Annotated in this window: 14 protein-coding genes; 1 reads left to right on the top strand and 13 read right to left on the bottom strand. The window is 69.4% G+C overall.

All coding sequences use genetic code 11. The annotated features are described in order from the left end of the window. Positions 1–64 precede the first annotated feature (64 nt). Positions 65–2,062, top strand: coding sequence for a GAF domain-containing sensor histidine kinase (locus V7S47_RS19315; RefSeq protein WP_336563095.1), 1,998 nt, complete (start codon positions 65–67; stop codon positions 2,060–2,062). A gap of 139 nt (positions 2,063–2,201) precedes the next feature. Here V7S47_RS19315 and V7S47_RS19310 read toward each other — a convergent pair whose 3' ends face one another. The 13 genes from V7S47_RS19310 to V7S47_RS19250 form a co-directional block, all read right to left on the bottom strand. Beyond that, a complete protein-coding gene (locus tag V7S47_RS19310; RefSeq protein WP_090857271.1) occupies positions 2,202–6,080 on the bottom strand; it encodes a DNA-directed RNA polymerase subunit beta' in 3,879 nt (1,292 codons plus the stop codon). A gap of 76 nt (positions 6,081–6,156) precedes the next feature. Continuing rightward, positions 6,157–9,621, bottom strand: coding sequence for a DNA-directed RNA polymerase subunit beta (gene rpoB, locus V7S47_RS19305; protein WP_336563094.1), 3,465 nt, complete (start codon positions 9,619–9,621; stop codon positions 6,157–6,159). 237 nt (positions 9,622–9,858) lie between these two features. Further along, positions 9,859–10,644, bottom strand: a complete 786-nt coding sequence (locus V7S47_RS19300) for a J domain-containing protein (RefSeq protein ID WP_336563093.1) — start codon at positions 10,642–10,644, stop codon at positions 9,859–9,861. Then, positions 10,641–11,306 (bottom strand): hypothetical protein, encoded by a 666-nt coding sequence (locus tag V7S47_RS19295; protein WP_336563092.1) that lies wholly within the window; start codon positions 11,304–11,306, stop codon positions 10,641–10,643. Before V7S47_RS19295 ends, V7S47_RS19300 begins: the two co-directional genes overlap by 4 nt. Next, a complete protein-coding gene (locus V7S47_RS19290) occupies positions 11,303–12,586 on the bottom strand; it encodes an MCE family protein (protein WP_090857261.1) in 1,284 nt (427 codons plus the stop codon). Before V7S47_RS19290 ends, V7S47_RS19295 begins: the two co-directional genes overlap by 4 nt. Continuing rightward, a complete protein-coding gene (locus V7S47_RS19285) occupies positions 12,583–13,995 on the bottom strand; it encodes an MCE family protein (protein ID WP_336563091.1) in 1,413 nt (470 codons plus the stop codon). Before V7S47_RS19285 ends, V7S47_RS19290 begins: the two co-directional genes overlap by 4 nt. Then, a complete protein-coding gene (locus V7S47_RS19280) occupies positions 13,992–15,131 on the bottom strand; it encodes an MCE family protein (RefSeq protein ID WP_336563090.1) in 1,140 nt (379 codons plus the stop codon). The genes V7S47_RS19285 and V7S47_RS19280 overlap by 4 nt, the downstream gene beginning before the upstream one ends. Beyond that, a complete protein-coding gene (locus tag V7S47_RS19275; protein WP_336563089.1) occupies positions 15,128–16,120 on the bottom strand; it encodes an MCE family protein in 993 nt (330 codons plus the stop codon). Before V7S47_RS19275 ends, V7S47_RS19280 begins: the two co-directional genes overlap by 4 nt. After that, positions 16,117–17,157: an MCE family protein gene (locus V7S47_RS19270; RefSeq protein ID WP_090857251.1), complete on the bottom strand. Its 1,041-nt coding sequence runs from the start codon at positions 17,155–17,157 to the stop codon at positions 16,117–16,119. Before V7S47_RS19270 ends, V7S47_RS19275 begins: the two co-directional genes overlap by 4 nt. After that, positions 17,154–18,425 (bottom strand): MCE family protein, encoded by a 1,272-nt coding sequence (locus tag V7S47_RS19265; RefSeq protein ID WP_336563088.1) that lies wholly within the window; start codon positions 18,423–18,425, stop codon positions 17,154–17,156. The genes V7S47_RS19270 and V7S47_RS19265 overlap by 4 nt, the downstream gene beginning before the upstream one ends. A gap of 5 nt (positions 18,426–18,430) precedes the next feature. After that, on the bottom strand, positions 18,431–19,258 hold the full coding sequence (locus V7S47_RS19260) for an MlaE family ABC transporter permease (protein WP_090857245.1): 828 nt from the start codon (positions 19,256–19,258) through the stop codon (positions 18,431–18,433). Positions 19,259–19,262: 4 nt separating this feature from the next. Then, positions 19,263–20,048 (bottom strand): MlaE family ABC transporter permease, encoded by a 786-nt coding sequence (locus V7S47_RS19255; RefSeq protein WP_090857242.1) that lies wholly within the window; start codon positions 20,046–20,048, stop codon positions 19,263–19,265. A gap of 8 nt (positions 20,049–20,056) precedes the next feature. Beyond that, positions 20,057–21,010, bottom strand: coding sequence for an ABC transporter ATP-binding protein (locus tag V7S47_RS19250; protein WP_336563087.1), 954 nt, complete (start codon positions 21,008–21,010; stop codon positions 20,057–20,059). Between the last annotated feature and the right edge of the window lie 278 nt (positions 21,011–21,288).

Below are 21,288 nucleotides of genomic sequence, written 5' to 3'. Positions count from 1 at the left end.
CCGGCCCGGTCGTTCGGGTCATCCGGCCCTCACCACCGGGACTCCTGCGGCAGGATGATGGACCGTGCCCGCCGCTGCCCGCTCCCCCGGTGTGGTGCGCGGCGGCGCGGTGGCCGTCGGCGGACTCTCCACCGCCGTCTCCGTGGCCGCGGTCGTGCTGGCCCTGGCCAACGTCGGTACGCCGGACCCGCCGTTCGAGGTGCACCGCGAGTTCTTCGTCTCCGACGTCCTCCTCGCCCTGCTCTACAGCGCGCTGGGAGCCCTGGTCGTCGCTCGCGGCCACGTCATCGGGTGGGCGCTGCTGGGCGTCGGGACCGGCTTCGCGCTGACCAGCTTCGCCATCCAGTACGCCGTCCTCGGCGTCGCCCAGCCCGACCCGCCGGCCTACGCCGTGCTCTCCCAGCTGGTGGTCGCGGGCTGGGTCGCCGGCACCCTGTCCGGCCTCCTGGTCCTGCCGTGGCTGGTCGAGCGCGACCCGCCCACCGGGCTGCGGCTCTCCGCGGCCGTGGCCGGCGCCGTGCTGGCGCTCGGGGCCGGGGTGAGCCGCTACCTGGTCCAGCTCGACGGCGCCCCCGACCTCCCGCTCGTGACCGGGAGGGTCTCCGACGTCGCGGCCCGGTACGACGACTGGATCGTCCCGGTCTACGTGCTGGCCGGCCTGGTGGGCGCCCTGCACCTCGCCCTGCGGGCCCGCCGGGCCGCGCCGTCCGAGCGCCGGGCCCTGCGCTGGGTGATGGCCAGTCTGCTCGCCCTGTCGCTGTCCTACCTGGCCTTCGAGGCCGGGCTCGCCTCCGACGGGCCGGCGGTCGCGGTCGGCGCCTCCCTGCTGTCCGCGGCCATGGTGGCACTGCCCGCCGCGGTGTTCGTGCTGGTCCTGCGTGAGCCGTCGTACCGGGTCGACCTGGCGGTGTCCCGCGCGCTGGTCGGCGCGCTGCTCACGATCCTGGTCGTCGGCGCCTACCTGGTGCTGGTCTGGTTCGGCGGCCGCTACCTGCCCTGGAGCCGCGAGTCCGCCGGACTGGTCGCAGTCGCCGGGCTGGCCCTCGCGGTGATGCCGCTGCGCACCTGGCTGCAGACCCGGGTCGACCGGCTGGTCTTCGGCTCCAGCGCGGACGCCGGCCGGCTGCTGGACCGGCTCGGCGCCGACATCGAGGGCGGCCACGGCGAGATGTCGATCCTCGAGGGCCTGGTCGACGGCCTGCGCCGGGGCCTGCGCCTGCGGGCCGTCGTGGTCGAGGACGTCACCGGCACCCTCCGCGTCGGGGCCGGCCCGGCCAGCCTATCGGTCCCGGTCGAGGTACCGCTGCGCAGCCGGGGTCAGGATGTCGGCCGGCTGGTCCTGGAGGCCCCGCTCGGCGAACGGCTGGACCTGCGGACCCTGGAGCTGGTCGAGCAGCTGGCGGCGCTGGTGGCCGTCGCGCTCGACCTGGCCCTGGTCAACACCGAGCTGGAGTCCGCGCGCACGCGGCTGGTCGACGTACGCCAGGAGGAGCGGCGGCTGCTGCGCCGCGAGCTGCACGACAGTCTCGGCCCCTCGCTGGCCGGCACGTCACTGGCCCTCGCCGCGATCAGCCGCTCCGCCGGCCTCGAGCCGGGCCAGGCCGCGATGATCACCGAGCTCCAGGCCGAGCTCGCCCAGCGCTCCGAGGACGTCCGCCAGATGTCGCGGCACCTGCTCCCGCCGCCCCTGGAGGACGGCCGGCTGGCCGAGGCGCTCGGCCAGCTGGTCGAGCGCTTCGACCAGGGCCGGTTCGCGGTGACCGTGCACGCCGCCGACGCCGACCGGATCGACAGCCGGCGCCAGATCGCGCTCTACCACGTCGCCGCCGAGGCGCTCCTGAACGCCTACCGGCACGCCGGGGCCACCCGCTGCCGGGTCGCTCTCGCCCTGGATCCGGACGGCGCCCGCCTGGTCGTCGAGGACGACGGCGCCGGGGTGAGCACCGGCACCCGGCCGGGCATCGGCCTGCGCTCGATGCAGGAGCGGGCCGCCGAGCTCGGAGGCACGTTCAGCATCGAGCCCATCCGGCCGGGGACGCGGGTGACGGTGCTGCTGCCCTGAGCCGTTTCCGAGTCAGCGCCAGCAGGTCCTCCTTGCGGAACCTGGATGGATCTCGACACGACAACGCCCGCCCCACGCAAGCGTGGGGCGGGCGTTGTCTGCTCGATCTGGGTCGTGCTTTACCAGAGCTTCACTTCGTTCAGCTCTGGTACGACCCAAAGTCGAAGTCGTCCAGGGCGACGGCCTGACCACTCGCGGCGTTGCCGAACTCGTAGTCGTAGGAGTCGTAGCCGGTGACGGAGTACGCCGCGGCGCGGGCCTCCTCGGTGGGCTCCACCCGGATGTTGCGGTACCGCTCGAGGCCGGTGCCCGCCGGGATCAGCTTGCCGATGATCACGTTCTCCTTCAGACCGCGCAGCGAGTCCGAGCGACCGTGGATGGCAGCGTCGGTGAGGACGCGGGTCGTCTCCTGGAAGGAGGCGGCCGACAGCCACGACTCGGTCGCCAGCGAGGCCTTGGTGATGCCCATGAGGACCGGGCGACCCGAGGCCGGCTTGCCGCCCTCGGAGACCACGCGGCGGTTCTCCTCCTCGAACAGCACCCGGTCGACCAGGTCGGACGGCAGCAGGTTGGTCTCACCGGACTCGATCACCGTGACCCGGCGCAGCATCTGCCGCACGATGATCTCGATGTGCTTGTCGTGGATCGACACGCCCTGCGAGCGGTAGACCTGCTGGACCTCGTCCACCAGGTGCTCCTGGGCCCGGCGCACGCCGAGGATGCGGAGCACGTCCTGCGGGTCCGGCGTACCGGACGTCAGGTGGTGACCGACCTCGATGTGCTCGCCGTCGGCGACGTTGAGGCGCGAGCGCTTCGAGACCGGGTACTCCTGGACCTCGGAGCCGTCGTCGGGCGTGACCAGGACCTTGCGGGCCTTGTCGGTCTCGTCGATCTCCACGCGGCCGGCGGCCTCGGAGATCGGCGTACGGCCCTTGGGCGAGCGGGCCTCGAACAGCTCGACCACGCGGGGCAGACCCTGCGTGATGTCGTCCGCGGAGGCCACACCACCGGTGTGGAAGGTACGCATGGTCAGCTGCGTGCCGGGCTCACCGATCGACTGGGCCGCGATGATGCCGACGGCCTCGCCGATGTCGACGAGCTTGCCGGTGGCCAGCGAGCGGCCGTAGCACTTGGCGCAGGTGCCGGTGCGGGCGTCGCAGGTCAGCACGGAGCGGACCTTGACCTCCTCGATCCCGGCCGCGACCAGCTCGCCGATCTTGACGTCACCGAGGTCGCCGCCCGCCTCGACCAGCGTCTCGCCGGTCTCGGGGTGGGTGACCTCGACGGCCGCCGACCGGGCGTACGCCGCGGTCTCGGCGTTCTCGTGCTTGACGACCGAGCCGTCCTCGCGACGCTCGCCGATCCGCTTGGGCAGACCGCGCTCGGTGCCGCAGTCGTCCTCACGGATGATGACGTCCTGCGACACGTCGACCAGACGACGGGTCAGGTACCCCGAGTCGGCCGTGCGCAGGGCGGTGTCGGCGAGGCCCTTGCGGGCACCGTGCGTCGAGATGAAGTACTCGAGGACCGACAGACCCTCACGGAAGTTGGCCTTGATCGGCCGCGGGATGATGTCGCCCTTCGGGTTGGCCACCAGACCACGCATGGCCGCCACCTGACGGATCTGCATCATGTTTCCGGAGGCACCCGAGTCGACCATCATGTAGATCGGGTTCGCTCGGTCGAAGTTGCCCTCCATGGCCTTGGCCACGTCGTTCGACGCCTGGGTCCAGATCTCGATGAGCTCCTGACGGCGCTCCTCGTCGGTGACCAGACCGCGCTCGAACTGCTTCTGGACCTTGGCCGCCTGCGCCTCGTAGGCCGAGAGGATCTCGATCTTGTTGGCGGGGGTGGTCACGTCGTCGATCGAGACCGTGACGCCCGAGCGGGTGGCCCAGTGGAAGCCGGTGTCCTTCAGGGCGTCCAGCGACGCCGCGACCTCGACCTTGGTGTAGCGCTCGGCCAGGTCGTTGACGATCGCGCCCAGGGCCTTCTTGCCCACTTCGTAGTTCACGAAGGGGTAGTCGGCCGGCAGGGTGTCGTTGAAGATCGAGCGGCCCAGCGTGGTGTCCAGGATCAGCGAGCGACCCTGCTCCCAGTCGGCGACCTCGGCCTCCAGCGGGGGCACGATGTCGTCGAAGCGGATCTTGATCGGGGACTGCATCGAGATCTCGCCGCGGTCGAAGGCCATGATCGCCTCGGCCTGCGACGCGAACGCGCGGCCCTCGCCCGGCTGGTTCGGCCGGTCGGTGGTCAGGAAGAACAGGCCGATGATCATGTCCTGGGTCGGCATGGTCACCGGACGGCCGTCCGACGGCTTGAGGATGTTGTTGGTCGACAGCATCAGGATCCGCGCCTCGGCCTGGGCCTCGGCGGACAGCGGCAGGTGCACCGCCATCTGGTCACCGTCGAAGTCGGCGTTGAACGCCGAGCAGACGAGCGGGTGGATCTGGATGGCCTTGCCCTCGATCAGCTGCGGCTCGAAGGCCTGGATGCCGAGGCGGTGCAGCGTGGGCGCACGGTTGAGCAGCACGGGGTGCTCGGTGATGACCTCTTCGAGGACGTCCCACACGACCGGGCGCGCCCGCTCGACCATCCGCTTGGCGGACTTGATGTTCTGCGCGTGCGACAGGTCGACGAGGCGCTTCATCACGAACGGCTTGAAGAGCTCGAGCGCCATCTGCTTGGGCAGACCGCACTGGTGCAGCTTCAGCTGGGGGCCGGAGACGATGACCGAACGGCCCGAGTAGTCGACGCGCTTGCCGAGCAGGTTCTGCCGGAAGCGACCCTGCTTGCCCTTGAGCATGTCGGACAGCGACTTCAGCGGCCGGTTGCCCGGGCCGGTGACGGGACGCCCGCGGCGGCCGTTGTCGAACAGCGAGTCGACGGCCTCCTGCAGCATCCGCTTCTCGTTGTTGACGATGATCTCGGGCGCGCCGAGGTCGAGCAGCCGCTTGAGCCGGTTGTTCCGGTTGATCACGCGGCGGTACAGGTCGTTGAGGTCGGAGGTCGCGAACCGGCCACCGTCGAGCTGCACCATCGGGCGCAGGTCCGGCGGGATGACCGGGACGGCGTCGAGGACCATGCCCTGGGGCTTGTTGCCGGTCTTGCGGAACGCGTCGACGACCTTGAGCCGCTTGAGCGCCCGGACCTTCTTCTGGCCCTTGCCGTTGGCGATCGTGTCGCGCAGCGACTCGACCTCGGCCGGGATGTCGAAGTCCTCGAGGCGCTTCTGGATCGCCGTGGCGCCCATGTGCCCCTCGAAGTACTTGCCGAACCAGTTCTTCATCTCGCGGTAGAGCATCTCGTCGCCCATCAGGTCCTGGACCTTGAGGGACTTGAAGGTGTTCCACACCTCGTCGAGGCGAGCGATCTCGGCCTCGCCGCGGCGGCGGATCTGGGTCTTCTCACGCTCCGCGCCGTCGCGGACCTTGCGCTTGGCGTCGGCCTTGGCGCCCTCGGCCTCCAGCTCGGCGAGGTCGGTCTCCTCCTTCTTGGACCGGTCGTCCAGGGCGAGGTTCATCCGGTTCTCGAGGCGCTCGCGCTCCAGGCCGACCTTGCCCTCGAGCGAGGACAGGTCGCGGTGCCGCGCGTCCTCGTCGACGGAGGTGATCATGTAGGCCGCGAAGTAGATGACCTTCTCGAGGTCCTTCGGGGCCAGGTCGAGCAGGTAGCCGAGGCGGCTCGGGACACCCTTGAAGTACCAGATGTGGGTCACCGGCGCGGCGAGCTCGATGTGGCCCATCCGCTCGCGGCGGACCTTGGAACGGGTCACCTCGACGCCGCAGCGCTCGCAGATGATGCCCTTGAAGCGCACGCGCTTGTACTTGCCGCAGTAGCACTCCCAGTCCCGGGTGGGACCGAAGATCTTCTCGCAGAAGAGGCCGTCACGCTCCGGCTTGAGCGTGCGGTAGTTGATGGTCTCCGGCTTCTTCACCTCGCCGTGGCTCCACGTGCGGATGTCGTCCGCGGTGGCCAGGCCGATCTGAAGCTGGTCGAAGAAGTTCACGTCGAGCACGATGGCTGCAACCCTTCGGTAGTTCTAAGAAAGAGAAGTAGGGGGCGGAGGCAGGGGCCCTTGCGGGCCCCCGCCGTCACACCTCTTCGACCGAGCTGGGCTCGCGACGGGACAGGTCGATGCCGAGCTCCTCGGCGGCGCGGAAGACGTCTTCCTCCGCGTCGCGCAGCTCGATGCTCGAACCGTCCTGCGAGAGGACCTCCACGTTCAGGCAGAGCGACTGCATCTCCTTGACGAGCACCTTGAACGACTCCGGGATGCCGGAGTCCGGGATGTTCTCGCCCTTCACGATCGCCTCGTAGACCTTGACGCGCCCGGGGACGTCGTCGGACTTGATCGTGAGCAGCTCCTGCAGGGCGTAGGCGGCGCCGTACGCCTCCATCGCCCAGACCTCCATCTCGCCGAACCGCTGGCCACCGAACTGGGCCTTACCGCCCAGGGGCTGCTGCGTGATCATCGAGTAGGGGCCGGTGCTGCGCGCGTGGATCTTGTCGTCCACGAGGTGGTGCAGCTTGAGGATGTACATGTAGCCGACCGACACGGGCTCGGGGAACGGCTCGCCGGAGCGGCCGTCGAAGAGCGACGCCTTGCCGTTGGACTTCACGGTCCGCACGCCGTCGCGGTTCGGGATCGTCGAGCCGAGCAGGCCGGTGATCTCGTCCTCGCGCGCGCCGTCGAACACCGGGGTCGCGACCTTGGTGTTCGGGTCGGCCTTGTCGGCGTGGATCTTGATCAGGCGCTGCTTCCACTCGGCGTCGGACTCGTCCTCGGCCAGCTTGATGTCCCAGCCCTGCTTGGCGAGCCAGCCCAGGTGGAGCTCGAGGATCTGGCCGATGTTCATCCGGCGCGGCACACCCAGCGGGTTCAGCACGACGTCGACCGGGGTGCCGTCCTCCATGAACGGCATGTCCTCGATCGGCAGGATCTTCGCGATGACGCCCTTGTTGCCGTGGCGGCCGGCGAGCTTGTCACCGACGGAGATCTTGCGCTTCTGCGCGACGTAGACGCGGACCAGCTGGTTCACGCCCGGGGGCAGCTCGTCGCCCTCCTCGCGGTCGAAGACGCGGACGCCGATGACCGTGCCGGACTCACCGTGCGGCACCTTCATCGAGGTGTCGCGCACCTCGCGCGCCTTCTCACCGAAGATCGCGCGGAGCAGCCGCTCCTCGGGGGTCAGCTCGGTCTCGCCCTTGGGCGTGACCTTGCCGACGAGGATGTCACCGGTGGTGACCTCGGCGCCGATGCGGATGATGCCCCGCTCGTCGAGGTCGGCCAGCATCTCCTCGGAGACGTTCGGGATGTCCCGGGTGATCTCCTCCGGACCCAGCTTGGTGTCGCGGGCGTCGACCTCGTGCTCCTCGATGTGGATCGAGGTGAGGACGTCCTCCTGCACCAGGCGCTGGCTGAGGATGATCGCGTCCTCGTAGTTGTGGCCCTGCCACGGCATGAACGCCACGAGCAGGTTGGTGCCGAGCGCCATCTCCGCGTCGTCGGTGCAGGGACCGTCGGCGACGGGGCTGCCGACCTCGAGCCGGTCGCCCTCGCTGACCAGCGGGCGCTGGTTGATGCAGGTGCCCTGGTTGGAGCGCTTGAACTTGGCCAGCTTGTACGTGGAGTACGTGCCGTCGTCGTTCATGGTCTCGACCAGGTCGGCGGAGACGTCCTTGACCACACCGGCCTTCTCGGCCACGACCACGTCACCGGCGTCGACGGCGGCGCGGAACTCGATGCCGGTGCCGACGATCGGCGAGTCGCTGCGGATGAGCGGCACGGCCTGACGCTGCATGTTGGCGCCCATGAGCGCGCGGTTGGCGTCGTCGTGCTCGAGGAACGGGATCAGGGCGGTCGCGACCGACACCATCTGGCGCGGCGAGACGTCCATGTAGTCGACCTCGTCGGCCAGGATCTCGGACACCTCGCCGTCGCGCTGGCGGACCAGCACGCGCTCCTCGGTGAACCGGCCCTGCTCGTCGATGACGGCGTTGGCCTGCGCGATGACGTAGCGGTCCTCGTCGTCGGCGGTGAGGTAGTCGATCTGGTCGGTGACCCGACCGGCCTCGACCTTGCGGTACGGCGTCTCGACGAAGCCGAACGGGTTGATCCGACCGAAGGAGGCCAGCGAGCCGATCAGACCGATGTTCGGGCCTTCCGGCGTCTCGATCGGGCACATGCGGCCGTAGTGCGACGGGTGGACGTCGCGGACCTCCATGCCGGCGCGGTCACGGGAGAGACCACCGGGTCCGAGCGCGGACAGACGACGCTTGTGCGTCAGGCCGGCGATCGGGTTGGTCTGGTCCATGAACTGCGAGAGCTGCGAGGTGCCGAAGAACTCCTTCAGCGCCGCGACCACGGGACGGATGTTGATCAGCGACTGCGGCGTGATCGCCTCGACGTCCTGGGTCGTCATCCGCTCGCGGACCACCCGCTCCATGCGCGCCAGGCCGGTGCGGAGCTGGTTCTGGATCAGCTCGCCCACGGTGCGCATGCGGCGGTTGCCGAAGTGGTCGATGTCGTCGGGCGCGATGACGAGCTCGCCCTGGGGCGCCTCGGTCTGCTCGCGGCCGTCGTGCAGCGCGACGATGTACTTGATCGCGGCGACGATGTCGTCCACGGTCAGCGTCTGCTGGTCGAACGCCTCGGTCAGCCCCAGCTTCTTGTTGATCTTGTAGCGACCGACCTTGGCCAGGTCGTAGCGCTTGGGGTTGAAGTAGTAGTTGTTCAGCAGCGTCTGCGCGGCCTCCTCCGTGGGCGGCTCGCCCGGACGGAGCTTGCGGTAGATGTCGAGCAGCGCGTCCTTCTGCGTCTCCGTGTGATCCTTCTCGAGGGTCAGCATCACGGACTCGTACTCGCCGAACTCCTCGCGGATCTGCTCGTTGGTCCAGCCGAGGGCCTTGAGCAGCACGGTGACGTTCTGCTTGCGCTTGCGGTCGAGGCGCACGCCGACCAGGTCGCGCTTGTCGATCTCGAACTCGAGCCAGGCGCCACGCGAGGGGATGAGCTTCGCGGTGTAGATGTCCTTGTCGGACGTCTTGTCGGCGGTGCGCTCGAAGTAGACGCCCGGCGAGCGGACGAGCTGCGAGACGACGACGCGCTCGGTGCCGTTGATGACGAAGGTGCCCTTGGGGGTCATCAGGGGGAAGTCGCCCATGAAGACCGTCTGGCCCTTGATCTCACCGGTGTCGTTGTTGGTGAACTCCGCCGAGACGTAGAGCGGAGCGGAGTAGGTGAAGTCCTTCTCCTTGCACTCGTCCACGGTGTACTTCGGGTCGTAGAAGACCGGGTTCTCGAACGAGAGCGACATCGTCTCGGAGAAGTCCTCGATCGGGGAGATCTCCTCGAAGATCTCCTGCAGACCGGACTTGCTGGAGACGTCCTCACCCTCGGAGCGGCGCCGCTCGACGGCGGCGTCCCACTTCTCGTTGCCGACCAGCCAGTCGAAGCTGTCGGTCTGGAGAGAGAGGAGCTGAGGGACCTCGATCGGGTCCTGGATCTTGTTGAACGAGATGCGGCGGGGGTTACCGGAGGTGCTGCGCGCGGCCAAGAGTTGTCCTTCGACAGTTCGCACTGGATCGCGTCCAGGCCCACCACAAAGTCAACCACCGGGCAGGAGACTCGCATTTGAGGGCAGACGCAAAGCGCTACGATACCCCGCGGCAGGGCGCAACACAATCTCTGCGTGCGCCAGAACTGACGAGCTTGGCGTCGATCATGCGGTGCCCCGGGCCCCAGGTCAAGCGGATCTCCCCAACCAGGCCCCGCGTGTCGCACCGGGGACCGGTCAGTCGATGACCCGCATGTCGCCGACCAACCACTCGTCGTCGACCTTCTCCATCGTCATGGTGACCCAGGTCCTGAGGATCTGCGGCTCCGGCTGCTCCTTGTTCGTGGTGGCCTGGTCGACGAAGAGGAAGACCTCGACCCGGTCGTCACCGGTCGCGCGCACGGAGGACTCGTTGACGGACGTGACGACCTTGGTCCCGGTGTTGGGGGCGTTGGGGTCGATGACGTCGTCGAACAGCTTGTCGCGCTCCTTCTCGTACGACGAGGTGAGGTACGACGCCGCCGCGGACCGCGAGCCCTCCAGGTCCGCCGCGTCGTAGGAGAGGACCGGGGTGACGGCCCGCTCGGCCGCCGCCTGCGCGGCCCGGACGTCGTCGGCGGCCGTCTCGTCCGAGGACTGGCCCGCCAGCAGGACGGCCGCGACGACCAGGGCCGCGGCCAGGAGGGCCACCGGCGCGAGGACCCAGGCGGGGACCACTCGCGCAGCGCGCGTGGACGGGGACACGGGCGCGGGGTCCGTCTCGTCGGATCCGGCCGGCGCGGGACCCGGTTCGAGATCCGGCTCGTCGACCGGCTCGTCGATCGGCTCGGCCTGCTGAGCCAGCTCGCGGTCGTACGCCGCCCGCCGGGTGGGGTCGAGGAGCACCTCGGCGGCCTGGTTGAGGGTGCGGAACCGTCGGTCGCCCGGGTCCAGGTCGGCGATCGACGTCTTCCAGGCCGCGCGGATCTCGTCCGCGGTGGCGTCGGGCTCGACGTCGAGGACGTCGTACCAGGTGGGGGTCATCGGCTGCCTCCGGTGCTGCTCGGCGACGGCTCGGTGGACGGGCTCGGCGAGGTCGACGACGACGGCTGGCCGGACGCCTGGCCGGACGCCTGGTCGGCGATGTTGGCCTCGTCGACCAGCCAGTCGCCGTCGACCTTGACCAGGTCGATGACCTGGCGGAAGGTCTGGGTCCGTGGCGCCTGCTCCTCGCCCTGGTCGTCGGCGAGGGTGAACGTCGACTCGCCGCCGACGAGCACCCGGGCCGAGTCGTCGTCGAGATACTGGACCCCGATGCCGAGGACCTTCGTCGTCTGCCCGACCCCCCGCTCCGCGACCGCCTGCTCGAGGAACGGGAGCGACTCGTCGTAGGCGGCGTCGAACTTGTCCGAGGTGACCTCCTCGACGGACTCGCGGTGCTCGGTGAGCTTCTTGTCCGCGTCGAGGTCGTCGGGGCCGTAGGTCTGGCTGCGCAGCACGAACTGGCGGGTCTGGCTCATCACCGTGTCACGCTCGGGCCCGAGGTCGTCGGCGTCGCCGCCGCCCGCGCGACCGTCGACGAGCAGCCAGACGACGGTGCCGGCGGCACCGAGCAGCACCACGACGAGGACGAGCAGCAGGGCGAGCCGGAACCGCGCGGAGCGCGGGGTGGTGCTGGGGTCCGGGTCGGGCGGGCTGCTCGTCACTCCTGGCGCTGCAGGGGCTGGAGGTACAGCCACTTCCACGACTCCTCTCCGAGGGACGGCGGGGCCACGCTACCGGTGCCGCCCAGGTCGGCCCCGCTCCCCGGCAACCAGGTCACCTCGCCGCTGTCCTCGTCGTACGACGCCACCACGGGCGCGTCGTAGTCGGCGGGGGCGCGGGGCGCGAGGTTCTGGGGGCCGCGGGCGTTGCTCTTCGACGCGGGCTCGGTGCAGCCGGCCTTGGTGTTCATCGGCCGGTTGGACCCGTCCTGCGGGATCCGCTTGTCGGTGCTTTCGTAGCCGCCGGTGCACGCGGCCTGGGTGGTGAGGACCAGGCCGAAGTGGGCGTCGTAGTTGCCGTCGCTGGACTTCGAGACGACGGTGAAGCCGCCCTCGACGATGTAGGGGTAGATCACCAGCAGCTGCTCGATGCCGGGCAGGTTCTTGACGGTGACCTCGCCGGTGGTGACCAGGTTGTTGATCAGGTCGCCGAGCTCGACGCCGTTCTGCTCCAGGAAGGTGCGCAGCTCGGTGGCCGCGAGCGACCCGGTGTCGATGAGGCGACGCAGGTCGGGGTCGGACGCGGCGAGGGTGCCGCTGAACAGCTTCAGCTGACTGGCGAAGGTCCGCAGCGAGCTGGCGCTGTCGACCTGCCCCTGCAGCACGGTGTTGCTGTCGCGGATCAGCGCCCGGGTGACGTCGAAGTTGTCGTTGGCGGTCTCGATGAACGAGTTGCCGGTGTCGATGATGCGCTGCAGGTCCGGCCCGGTGCCCTCGAAGGCGTCACCGAGCTCGGCGACGGTCGTGCGCAGCGCCTCCTGGTCCACGGACCCCACGGTGGTCGAGAGGTCGGTGAGGAACTTGTCGGTGGCGATCGGGATCCGGGTGTCGTCCTGGGCGATCTCGGAGCTCTCGGCGAGGTAGGGACCGTCGTCGACCTGCGGCTGCAGCTCGACGTACTGCTCGCCGACGGCGGAGCGGTTGCCGACGACGGCGAGGGTCTTGGCCGGGATCTCGTCCTGGTCCTTGTCAATGGACAGGTGGACGTCGACGCCGTCCTCGGTGAGCTCCAGCTCGCTGACCTCGCCGATCTTCACCCCGCGGTAGGACACCTCGCCGCCGGCGAAGATGCCGCCGGAGTCGGCGAAGTGGGCGACGACGGTGTAGCTGTCGTCGACGAAGATCCGGTCGAGGCGGGCGTAGCGGGCGCCGACGAAGCTGACGCCGACGAGCGTGATGACCACGAAGATCAGCAGCTGGACCTTGGTACGGCGGGTGATCATCGGCTCACCATCCCCGGGACGAGCAGGCTGACCAGACCCGGGTCGTAGGCCTCCGCGAGCTGGCCGAGGGTCGGCCCTCGCCCGGCGGCGGCTGTGGCCTCGCCGGTCGCCGGGCGGCTCAGGCCGAGCTCCCCGGTGATGTCGCCGAGGACGTCGCCGAGACCCGGCACGGGCAGCGACGGCAGACCCGGCACCTGGTTGAGCAGCTTGCAGACCACCGTGTCGCGGTTGGCCGGCTTCTGGCACTCGGCCTTCAGCTTCAGCAGTGCCTCCACGTTCTTGAGCACGTCCTTGCAGGCCTGGCTGTCGAGCCGGCCGCTCTGCAGGCAGCGGGTCACCAGACCGACGATCACCCCGGGGTCGGCGGGACTCGGCAGCAGGGTCGGCGTCGCGCCCGGGGTGAGGCCTCCGGAGAGGTCGAGGTCCAGGCTGATCGAGAGGTTGGTGTAGTCGCCCATGTGCAGGTTGCGTGCCACCTGGGGGTCGCGGCCGACGACCTCGTCGACGAACGGGTAGGTCAGGAAGACGTGGAACGCCTTGACGAAGGAGTCGCCGGAGTTGGCCAGCTGACGGAGCACCGGCTCCAGCTGGGTGACGGTCGAGATGGTGGCGTCCTTGGTCGCCTTGATGACCCGGACCCCGACGTCCCCGAGCCGGTTGAGGCTCTGCAGCATCGTGACCAGGTCCTCGCGCTGGCGGTCCAGGGACTCCAGAGCCGTGGGCAGCTCGGCCAGGGCGGCGTCGATGGTGTCCTGCTGGCCGCGGGCGGTCTTGGCGAGGCGGTCGAGGGACTCGATGGCGTTGACGATGTCGGCCTTGCCGTCGTCGAGGTTCGACATCAGCGTGTCGACCTGGGTGAGCACCGACTTCGCAGCACCCTCGCGCCCCTCGAGCGCCTGGTTGAGCTCGCTCGCGATGGTCTTGAGCTGGGCGATGCCGCCGCCGTTGAGCACCAGGCTCAGGGCACCGAGCACCTCCTCGACCTCCGGGTTGCGACCCGTGCGGTCGAGCGGGATGGTCTCGCCGTCGCTCAGCTCGCCCGTCGCCCCGGTCTCGGGCGCACTCAGGGAGACGAACTTCTCCCCGAGCAGGCTGGTCTGGCGGATCTCGGCCGTGGTGTTCTCGGGCAGCTTGGTGTCGGACCGGAGCTCGACGGTGACCCGGGCGGTGTAGCCGTCCAGGTCGACCGCGGTGACCTGGCCGACCGAGACGTCGTTGACCTTCACCGTCGACTTCGGCACCAGGTCGAGGACGTCGCGGAACTCCACGGTCAGCTCGATCGCGTCGCTGCCGGCGTCGGTGCCGCCGGGCAGCGGCAGCTGGTAGACGTCGAAGTCGCAGCCGGCCAGCCCGACCGAGCCGAGCAGTACGCCGAGCAGCGCCGTCGTACCCCTGCGCAGGCGGCTCATCGCTTCGCCTCCAGGAGTCCGCCGAGCGTCGGATCGAGGACGGTCGACCGGTCGGCCGCCGGGCCGGAGAGCGCCCCCGCCCGCGGGAGGATGCCCTGCACGAGCTGGCACAGAGCGCCGGTGGGGTCGTTCTGGGCCAGGATGCTGCAGACGACGATGCTCGGGTCCGAGGTGATCTCGTGGGCGAGGTTGCCGATGTTGGCGTTGGTGTCGAGCGTCCCGGCCTCCGGGTTGTAGGCCAGGAACAGGTTGTTCAGCGCGAGCGGGCCGGCCTTCAGGATCTCGTCGAGCGCACCGCGCTGCTTGACCAGCACCTTGGCGACCCGGTTGAGGCCGGCGATGTCGCGGCCGAGGACCTCGCGGTTGTCCTTCACGAAGGTCGAGACCTCGCCGAGGGCGACCGACAGGTTCTCCAGGGAGGCCGAGAGCTCCTCCCGCTCCCCCGCCAGCATCGTGGACACCCCGGCCAGCGACTGGTTGAACTGGCGCACCGTCGTGTCGTTCTCGGCCAGCGTGCTGATGAACGCCTCCAGCTGGCGGGCCGATCCGAACAGCTCGTCCTTGTTGTCGTCGAGGGTGGCGCTGAGCTTGCCGAAGTCCTTGATCGTCCGGTTGAGCTGCGCGCCCTGGCCGCCGAAGTTCTGGGCGGTCGTCTCCAGCAGGTCGGTGAGCGCCCCGTCCTTGTTGGCCCCGTTCGGGCCGAGGGCGACGGTGAGGTCGTCGATGCTGGAGTAGATCTGGTCGAGCTCGAGCGGCACGGACGTGCGCTCCACCGGCAGCGTCGCGGAGGTCGCGAGCACCTTCTGGCCCTGCTCGTAGACCGGGGTCAGCTGGATGAACCGGTCGCCGACGATGGACGGAGCGACGATGACCGCCTGCGCGTCCGCGGGGACCTTCACCTCGGCGTCGTACTCCATCTCGACGGCCACGTCGGTGCCGGTGGGGGTCACGCTGACCACCTTGCCGATCGGGACGCCGAGGACCCGGACGTCGCTGCCCTCGTAGATCGAGACGGTGCGCGGGAAGTGGGCCGTGAGCTTCTTGGGCTCATCGGAGCCGAACATGGTCAGCGCGGCCGCCACCACCAGGGCCGCGACGACGAGCAGGGGGAGGACCCGCTTCAGGGTGGCGTTCATCCGAGACCTCCGACGCCGCCGCCGTTGGCCAGGTCGGGCACCGGCGGCAGGTTCTGGATGTAGGTGTCGAACCAGGGGCCGCCACCGAGCGTGCTGGCGAAGACGCGGTAGAACGGCGCCATCAGCCGCAGGCTGTTGTCGAGGTTGTCCTCGTTCTTGTTGAGCACGCGCAGCACGTTCTCCAGCTCGGCGAGGGCGGGCTTCAGGTCGTCGCGGGACTCGCGGACCAGCGCGGTGAGCGACTTCGACAGCGTCGAGGTCGACACCAGCAGCCGGTGCACGGCATCGCGCCGCGCCACCAGCGAGCGGAAGAGGACGTCGGAGTCCTTCATCAGCTGGACGATGTCGGTGTCACGCTCGTCGAGGACCTTGGTGACCCGGGTGAGGTTCTGCAGCAGGGTGCCGATCTGCTCGTTCTTCTCGGCGATGTTCGTCGAGAGGGCGGAGACGCCGGTGAGCGCGTCGCGGAACTCCTCCGGGGTGTTGCGGGTCAGGTCGGCGAGCGTGGAGAGCGAGTCGGCCAGCTGGTCGGTGTCGATCTCCTCCGACGTCGTCGCGAGCCCCTCGAAGGCCTCGACGACGTCGTACGGCGAGCTGGTCCGCTCGACCGGGATCTCGCTGTCCTCGGCGAGCTGGCCCGAGCCGGCCGGCTCCAGGGCGAGGTACATGGCGCCGAGCAGCGTCTTGACCCGGATCGCCGCCCGGGTGTCGCCGCCGAAGCCGGAGTCGGTCTTGACCTTGAAGGTGACCTGGACGTGGTCGCCGTCGAGCTCGACGGACTCGACCTTGCCGACCCGGACGCCGGCGATCCGGACCTCGTCGTTGGCCTTGAGGCCTCCGGACTCGGCGAAGGCAGCGGTGTAGGTGTCGCCGCCGCCGATCAGCGGCAGGTCCTGGGCCCGGAAGGCGGCCAGTAGCAGGCCGAGCAGCACGGCCAGGCTGACCGCGCCGATGATCACGGGGTTGCGCTCGCGGAAGGGAACCATCATCCGAGATCACACCTCTTGCCGCCGGTCTTGAAGGCGTCGTCGAGCGGCACCTCGATGCCGGCCGGCAGCTTGACCTTGCCCTCGAAGTGGCAGAGGTAGAAGTTGAACCAGGAGCCGTAGATGGCGGTGCGGCCGACCTTCTCCAGCTTGATCGGCAGCACCTGCAGGGCCCGGTCGAGCTCGCCCTTGTTGTCGTCGATGTTGGTGGCCAGGCGGCGCAGCTGCTTCACGTCGTCGACGAACGGCTCCTTGATGCCGGTCACGAGGTCGGCGGTCTGCTCGGAGAGCAGCGAGATCTGGTCGAGCGAGGAGAGGATCGCCTCGCGGTCGTCCTTCAGCCCGCCGACCAGCGTCTTGAAGTTGACGATCAGCTGGGACAGCTGGTCGTCGCGGTCGCCGAGGTGGTCGAGCACGTCGTTGAGGTTGGTGATGAGCGACGAGATCACCTCGTCGCGATCGGCGAGGGTGCTGGTGACCGAGGCGGTGTGGCCGAGCAGGCTCTCCAGCGTGCCGCCCTCGCCCTGGAACACCTGGACGATCTCGTAGGAGAGCTGGTTGATGTCGGACGGCGACAGCGCCTGGAAGAGCGGCTTGAAGCCGTTGAACAGGACCGTCAGGTCGAGCGCCGGCTTGGTCCGCCCCACCGGGATGGTGTCCCCCTCGTCGAGCGGCTCCGTGTCGCCGACCCCCTCGGCCAGCGAGATGTAGCGCTGCCCGACGAGGTTGCGGTAGCGGATCGACGCGGTCGTCGACTCGCGGACCGCGGACCCCTCGGCCACGCTGAAGGTGACCAGGGCCCGGGTCCGGTCGCGGATCTCGATGTCCTTGACCGTGCCGACCTTGACGCCGGCGATCCGGACGTCGTCGCCCTTGACGACGCCGGTGGCGTCGACGAACTCGGCGCGGTACTCGCGGGAGGCGCCGAAGGTCAGGTTGCCGATGGTGATGACCAGGACCCCGGTGGCCAGGGTCGTGACGACGATGAAGACCAGGAGCTTGGCCAGGTCGCCGGCGGTGCGCTTGTCGAGGACGCTCATCGCAGCGACACCTCCGCGCCCCGGGCCATCGGGCCGAGCAGCAGCACCCCGAGGTCGCTGACGTCGCCGGCCTGCTGGCCGGTCCCGTCGGCGACCAGGGAGCGGAGCAGGTCGGCCTCGGCGGCGGTGCCGGCGTGCGCGTCGCGCTGGCCGTAGCCGGTCGCGACCCGGGAGGTGCCCTTGCCGGTGGGCTCGTCCACGCCGTCGTTCATGTTCGGCTGACGACGCAGGGGGTTCTCCTGGCTGGAGTTGGGCTTGGGCAGGTGCAGGCAGGTCGGCCCGCGGTCCTCGCCGAAGCGCGGCTTGTCCTCGGGGCCGTAGGCGCGCGGCTGGTTCGGCAGCGTCTCCAGCACGATGTGGAGGGTGTAGTCGCGGAACGCCTCGGCCTGCAGCTCGCCGGCGCCGACGATGCCCTTGAGGAGGCAGGGGTACTCCGGGGCGTACTTGGCCAGCAGGCCGACGAACGGCTCGCTCACCTCGCCGAGGCGGATCAGGTTGGCCTCGTTGTCGGAGAGGAACCCGCGGGCCGTGCCCGAGAAGGCGGTGACGTCGGTGAACAGCCCGTTCAGGTCCTTCTCGCGCTCCTCCAGCGTGCTGGTGGTGGTGATCGTGTCCTCCAGGATCTCGCCCACCTCGGGCAGGATCTCGTCGTACACGTCGGCGACCTGGGCGGTGAGCCGGAGGTCCTCGACCAGGGCGGGGATCTGCGGGTTGAGCCGCTTGAGGTAGCTGTCGACGGTCTCGAGGTTGTCGCCGAGCCGGTCGCCCCGACCCTCCAGCGCGGTCGCCAGGGCGGTCAGCGTGAGGTTGAGGTCGGCGGGCTGGACGGTGCGCAGCAGCGGGTAGAGGTCGGAGAGGACGTCCTCCACCTCCGTCGGCAGCTGGGTACGACGGATGGTCGCGCCCGCCCGGAGCGAGCCCTCGGTGGCCTCGTCGGGGACGACCAGCGAGACGTACTTCTCACCGAAGAGGGTCTTGGGCACGATCGAGCCGGTGACTCCCGCGGGGATGATGTCGCGCTTCTCCGGGAAGATGCCGAGCTCGATCTCGGCCCCGTCGGTGTCGGAGCGCACGTCGAGCACCTCGCCGACGATCACGCCGCGGACCTTCACGTCCGCGCGGCGCGGCAGCTGGAGGCCGATCTTCGAGGTCTCCAGGGTGACCCGGTCGTAGTCGGTGAACTTCTGCGTGAACACGCCGTAGGTGAGGTAGACCGCCAGCACGACCAGGGCGAGGAAGGCGACGCCGAGCAGCTTGGTGCGCACCATCGCCCTCACCCCGCCAATCGCACGGTGGTGGACGTGCCCCAGATCGCCATGGACAGGAACAGGTCGATGACGTTGATGGCGACGATGCTGGTGCGCACCGCGCGACCGACGGCGACGCCGACTCCCGCAGGACCGCCGGAGGCGGTGTAGCCGTGGTAGCAGTGGATCAGGATCACCACGACCGCGAAGACCAGCACCTTGCCGAACGACCACAGCACGTCGCCGGGTGGCAGGAACTGGTTGAAGTAGTGGTCGTAGGTGCCCGAGGACTGGCCGTAGAACTGCGTGACCACCAGTCGGCTGGCGAAGTACGACGACAGCAGCCCCACGACGTACAGCGGGATGATCGCGATCAGCCCGCCGATGACCCGGGTCGCGACCAGGAAGGGCATCGAGGGGATGGCCATCACCTCGAGGGCGTCGACCTCCTCGGAGATCCGCATCGCGCCGAGCTGGGCGGTGAAGCCGCAGCCGACCGTGGCGGCCAGGGCGATGCCGGCGACCAGCGGGGCGATCTCGCGGGTGTTGAAGTAGGCCGACACGAAGCCGGAGAACGCGGCCGTGCCGAGCTGGTTGAGTGCGGCGTACCCGGACAGGCCGACCTGGGCGCCGGTGAAGAAGGTCATGCCGATGATGACGCCGATGGTGCCGCCGATGACGGCGAGCGCGCCGGAGCCCAGGGTGACCTCGGCGAGGATCCGGAGGATCTCGCGCGGGTAGCGGGCGACCGAGCGCGGCAGGGCGCGCAGGACGCGCAGGTAGAACCGGAGCTGCTCCCCGAGGGTGTCGAGGGCGCCCAGCGGCCGCTGGTAGACGCTGCGGATGTTGGCCATCGCGTCAGCCTGTCTTCGGGGGGACGATTTGGAGGTAGAGCGCGCTCAGCACGAAGTTGACGACGAACAGCAACAGGAAGGTGATGACCACCGACTCGTTGACGGCGTCGCCGACGCCCTTCGGTCCGCCGGCCGCGTTCATGCCCTTGTAGGCCGCCACGACGGCGGCGATCATCCCGAAGATCAGCGCCTTCAGCAGGCCGATCCACAGGTCGGGGAGCTGGGCGAGCGCCGTGAAGCTCGCGATGTAGGCGCCCGGGGTGCCGTCCTGGAGGATCACGTTGAAGACGTAGCCGCCGGACACGCCGACCACGCTGACCATGCCGTTGAGGAAGAACGCGACGAGCATGCACGCCAGCACGCGAGGTACGACGAGCCGCTGGATCGGGTCGATGCCCAGCACCATCATCGCGTCGAGCTCCTCGCGGATCCGGCGCGCGCCGAGGTCGGCGGCGATGGCCGAGCCGCCGGCACCGGCGATCAGCAGGGCGGTCGCGATCGGGCCGGCCTGCTGGATCACCGCGAGGACCGAGGCCGAGCCGGTGAACGACTGGGCCCCGAACTGCCGGATCAGGCCGCCGACCTGCAGCGCGATGACCGCGCCGAACGGGATCGCGACCAACGCCGTCGGGATGATCGTGACCGAGGCGATGAACCAGGCCTGCTGCAGGAACTCCCGCAGCTGGAACGGACGCCGGAACAGGGCGCGGCCGACGTCGAGGGCGAAGGCGAAGAGCTTGCCTGCCGTCCCGACCGGCGCGAGGAACCGGGTCGCGGTGATCGATGCCATCGAGCGGATCAGCCGCCCGTGACCATGGACATGTTCTCCTCGAACGAGCCGGGCGGCGGGGTGATGCCGTTCTCCCGGCACCACGAGCCGGGCTCGCGCTGCGAGCGCCGGGCGATGCCGTTGGACGGCTCCAGCTGCATCGGGATCGGCGGCAGCGGCGGGAGCTCCTGCCCCTCCTCGGCCGCGAGCTCGTCGGCGTCCTTCTCCTCCGACATGCCGATCGGGCCGACCCGCTGGGCGTTGAGGAACTGGCGCACGACCGGCTCCTCGGAACTGAGCAGCATCTCGCGCGGGCCGAACATGGCCAGGTGCCGGTGGTAGAGCAGCCCGATGTTGTCGGGCACGGTGCGCGCGGTGTTGATGTCGTGGGTGACGATCAGGAACGTCGCGTCGATCTGGGCGTTCAGGTCGACGATCAGCTGGTTGAGGAAGGCCGTGCGGACAGGGTCGAGACCGGAGTCGGGCTCGTCGAAGAGCACGATCTCCGGGTCGAGGACCAGGGCCCGGGCCAGGCCGGCGCGCTTGCGCATGCCGCCCGAGATCTCGCCGGGGAGCTTGTCCTCCGCGCCGACGAGGCCGACCAGGTCCATCTTCTCCATGACGATGTCGCGGACCTCGGACTCGGACTTCTTGGTGTGCTCGCGCAGCGGGAAGGCGACGTTGTCGTAGAGGTTCATCGAGCCGAACATGGCGCCGTCCTGGAACAGCACGCCGAACAGTTTGCGGATCTCGTAGAGGTCCTTCTCGGAGCAGGTCGCGATGTCGGTGCCCTCGATGATGATCGAGCCCTTGTCGGGCTTCAGCAGGCCGATCAGCGTCTTGAGGAAGACCGACTTGCCCGTGCCCGAGGGACCGAGCATCACGCAGATCTCGCCCGCCGGGACGGTGAGGGTGACGTCCCCCCAGATCAGCTGCTTGCCGAACGACTTGCTCAGGTCGTCGACCTTGATCTCCACACCCATGCCCGTGACACCCTTCTGCGACCGTCGGTCCGAGAAAACCGGCCACTGCTCCCGACGCACGTTCGGTGAACGCGCGTCCCACTGACCGGTAACAACGGAAGTACGGCGGCGAGGTTACGCCGCCCTGTGCCGGACGTCACGGGCTTGACACGAGCCGAGATCTCGGTCGGCACCCATCACGACCTGCGAAAACTTCCGCTGGGACCGGACCAACGATGCGTGTGTGCCCGCGTGGCGTAGGTCTCAAACTCGAGCGGTCGAAGGCTGGAACGCAGCAG

This window comes from Nocardioides sp. CCNWLW216, from assembly GCF_037120545.1.
Classification (GTDB): domain Bacteria; phylum Actinomycetota; class Actinomycetes; order Propionibacteriales; family Nocardioidaceae; genus Nocardioides; species Nocardioides lianchengensis.
The sequence above is the reverse complement of the archived record's forward strand: the minus strand, read 5'-3'. Positions and strand labels throughout refer to the sequence as shown.

Bases quoted from the DNA above. Each gene is read 5' to 3' on its own strand.
- V7S47_RS19280 (WP_336563090.1), bottom strand. From the start codon at position 15,131: ATGAACGCCACCCTGAAGCGGGTCCTCCCCCTGCTCGTCGTCGCGGCC.
- V7S47_RS19250 (WP_336563087.1), bottom strand. From the start codon at position 21,010: ATGGGTGTGGAGATCAAGGTCGACGACCTGAGCAAGTCGTTCGGCAAG.
- V7S47_RS19285 (WP_336563091.1), bottom strand. From the start codon at position 13,995: ATGAGCCGCCTGCGCAGGGGTACGACGGCGCTGCTCGGCGTACTGCTC.
- V7S47_RS19300 (WP_336563093.1), bottom strand. From the start codon at position 10,644: ATGACCCCCACCTGGTACGACGTCCTCGACGTCGAGCCCGACGCCACC.
- V7S47_RS19260 (WP_090857245.1), bottom strand. From the start codon at position 19,258: ATGGCCAACATCCGCAGCGTCTACCAGCGGCCGCTGGGCGCCCTCGAC.
- V7S47_RS19270 (WP_090857251.1), bottom strand. From the start codon at position 17,157: ATGAGCGTCCTCGACAAGCGCACCGCCGGCGACCTGGCCAAGCTCCTG.
- V7S47_RS19265 (WP_336563088.1), bottom strand. From the start codon at position 18,425: ATGGTGCGCACCAAGCTGCTCGGCGTCGCCTTCCTCGCCCTGGTCGTG.
- V7S47_RS19290 (WP_090857261.1), bottom strand. From the start codon at position 12,586: ATGATCACCCGCCGTACCAAGGTCCAGCTGCTGATCTTCGTGGTCATC.
- V7S47_RS19255 (WP_090857242.1), bottom strand. From the start codon at position 20,048: ATGGCATCGATCACCGCGACCCGGTTCCTCGCGCCGGTCGGGACGGCA.
- V7S47_RS19275 (WP_336563089.1), bottom strand. From the start codon at position 16,120: ATGATGGTTCCCTTCCGCGAGCGCAACCCCGTGATCATCGGCGCGGTC.